Below are 2,882 nucleotides of genomic sequence, written 5' to 3' on the forward strand. Positions count from 1 at the left end.
GCCGTCAGCGATGGTTACCAGCCGCTGGCCGGCATGGCGCTGCCGGGTTTGTCGACCACGGTGTTGGCGGCGATCGACTGGTCGCTAAGGGTGCGGCCGCAAGACCGGCCGCAGACGGTGGACGAGATGCGGGCGGCGCTGCTGGGCGAGATCAGCCCGCCGGTTCTGCCGCCCACGGCGAGTGCCGAGCCGGAGCGCGCCGCGATGCCGCCGGACCCGGCGCAGTTCGATTCCACCGTGCCGCTCAGCCGGGCTCTGGCGGCCGTCGCGCTGGCCAAGGCGCTGCCCAAGACCATCCCGGTGGACCGGGCCAAGCGCGCAGCCGCCCGAGCCGAGGCGGCCAAGTCCAGCCGGCCGAAGTCGACGCCCAGCAAACAGCCTGACAGCGGACACTGGATCGGCCCGGCGATGCTGTGGGGCGGCGCCGCGGTGCTGCTGGTGGCCGCGGGTGGCTGGTGGTGGTCCGGGCGCGGCGAAGAGCCGGCGCCGGTGGCCGCCGACGAGGCGGTGGTCCAAGCGGAGGCTACGCCTTCGACTCCCGGCCTGGCCGCACCGCCGTTGACCGCGGCGGCCACGCGGCCCGCTGCGACACGAACCGACAAGCCGGTGCCGCAGGACAGGCTGCAGCCCCGCGAGGCGCCTAACCAGGCGCCGGTGCGCGACCTGTCCATCCCTGCCAGCAGCGAGCCACGGCCGGTCCCGGTGACGCGGCCGCCGGTCAGCGGTGACGCATCGACGTCGACCTCAGCGACCGGCGCGGCCGACCCGCGCGCGGCCTGCGGCAAGAAGGTCTTTCTGGCGATGACGCTGTGCATCGACCGTCTGTGCCGCAAGCCGGCCTACGCTGGTGCCGAAGAGTGCGTGAAGCTGCGTGACCTGCGCGACCAGCGCGAGCAGCAGCGCCACTAGGGGCACTGCTGGCCGTCATCCGGCCTGTTCGAGCAACGCCGTGATCTGGTCGAAGGGCAGGGGCCGGCTCACCAGGTAGCCCTGCATTTCATCGCAGCGCAACGCCTGCAGCATGCGGGCCTGCTCTTCGGTTTCGACCCCCTCGGCGACGACCTTCTTGTGCAGCGAATGCGCGAGCGAGATCATCGTCGAGACCAGTGTCATGTTGTTCGGGTCCTCCAGCATGGTGCTGATGAAGGCGCGATCGATCTTCAGCGTCTGGGCCGGCAGCCGGGCCAGGTAGGCCAGCGACGAATAGCCCGTGCCGAAGTCGTCGATCGACAGATCGATGCCGAGCGCACGCAGCGCATGCAGCTTGCCGATCGTCGACTCGATGTCCTGCATCGCCAGGCTTTCGGTGATTTCGATGTCGATGCCATGCGGCACCGCGCCGCAGGCGAGCGCCGCTTCCACCGTCGATACGAAATCGGGTTTGCGCAGCTGGACGGCCGACACGTTCACCGCAATGCGCGGCGCCGCGATGCCGCGCTCGACCCAGCGCTTGTGGTCCCTGGCGGCTTCGCACAGCGCCCACAGGCCGACCTCGAGGATCAGCCCGGTCTCCTCCATCACGGGGATGAATTTCATCGGCGGGACGAGCCCTTGCGTGCGGCTGTTCCAGCGAATCAGCGCCTCCACCGCGACGATGCGGCGCGTCGCGAGATCCACCTTGGGCTGGTAGTGCAGCACGAACTCGTCGTTCTCCAGCGCTCGCCGCAGCTGGTTCTCCAGTGTCAGCTTCTCGGCCACCGCCTCGGTCATGCGCGGGTTGTAGAACAGTGACCGCTCGGTGGTGGCCTTGGCCTTGCGCACCGCGACTTCCGAGTTGCGGAACAGCGCCTCCGCGTCGGCGCCGTCGTTCGGGAACAGCGCGATGCCGATCTTGGCCGAGGGCCGCAGCTCGTGGCTCTCGATGTCGAACGGGCGCCCGAAGCAGTGCAGGTAGTGTTCGGTCGCGACGCGTTGGACGTCAGCGTCGGAGCGCACGCCGGGCATCACCAACGCGAAATTGTCGGCGCCGATGCGCGCGACATGCGCCTGGTTGCCGGCGGCCTCCACCAGGCGCTCGGCCACTTGCTTGAGCAGGGCATCGCCCACATGCCGCCCGAGCGTGTCGTTGATCGTCTTGAAGCGTTCGATGTCGAACAGCACCAGGGCCAGCCGCTGGCCTTCGGCGGCCGCCGCTGCCACGTGCTGCAGCAGCCGCTCGCGCAGCAGCGCGCTGTTGGCCAGGCCGGTGAGCGCATCGTAGTAGGCCAGGTAGTTGAGCTGTTCTTCCTTGGCCAGGTGATCGAGCGCGAACGAGATGTCGCCGGCCAGCTCTTGCAGCAGCCTGACCTCCTCGTTGTCGAACACGCCGGCCTCGTCCGCCAGCAGCGTGAACACGCCGACAGATCGATCGGCCACCACCAGCGGGAAGCAGGCCGCGGCGCGCAAGCTGGTTGCGCCGGCTTCGTCCAGCCTGTCTGCGAGCGTGGGGTCGGCTCGCAGGTCATTGAGCACGACGGGTGATTTCGAGCGCACGGCCTGGCTCGCCGGGCGGTCGCTGTGCGGGGCGCCGTCGCGTGCAGTGATGCGGACCATGTCCACGTACCGCGGTTCGCCGCCATGCGATGCCACCACCTGGCCTTCCAGCGTCAGCGGGTCCAGCATCGCGATCCAGGCCGCCTGGAAGGCACCGGCTTCGACGGCGATGCGGCACGACTCGCGGAAGAGTTCGTCGCGGTCGCGAACGCGCACGATGAGCGTGTTGATGCCGCTCAGCACCGCGTGCGTCCGCATCAGGCGCCGCACCCGGTCTTCGATGCGCTTGTGCTCCGTCACGTCCTGCAGCGTGCTGAACCAGCGCTGGCCAGCGCCGCCGCTGACCTTCTCGCCGATCGGCTCGATCACCTGCAGCATGTGGCACACGCTGCCGTCGGGACGCGCCAGGC

At 69.6% G+C, this 2,882-nt stretch carries 2 protein-coding genes; one reads left to right on the plus strand and one right to left on the minus strand.

From position 1 onward, the window contains the following. A partial coding sequence (locus AC1DYI_RS31490; RefSeq protein WP_477208048.1) for a serine/threonine-protein kinase occupies positions 1-909 on the plus strand: 909 nt, incomplete at its 5' end. 15 nt (positions 910-924) lie between these two features. On the opposite strand, the gene AC1DYI_RS31495 is transcribed toward AC1DYI_RS31490, so the two are convergent. After that, positions 925-2,882, minus strand: a 1,958-nt coding sequence (locus AC1DYI_RS31495) for a putative bifunctional diguanylate cyclase/phosphodiesterase (protein WP_477208049.1), incomplete at its 5' end; no start/stop codon positions are given.

Source organism: Ideonella sp. P3_A4 (assembly GCF_056403075.1).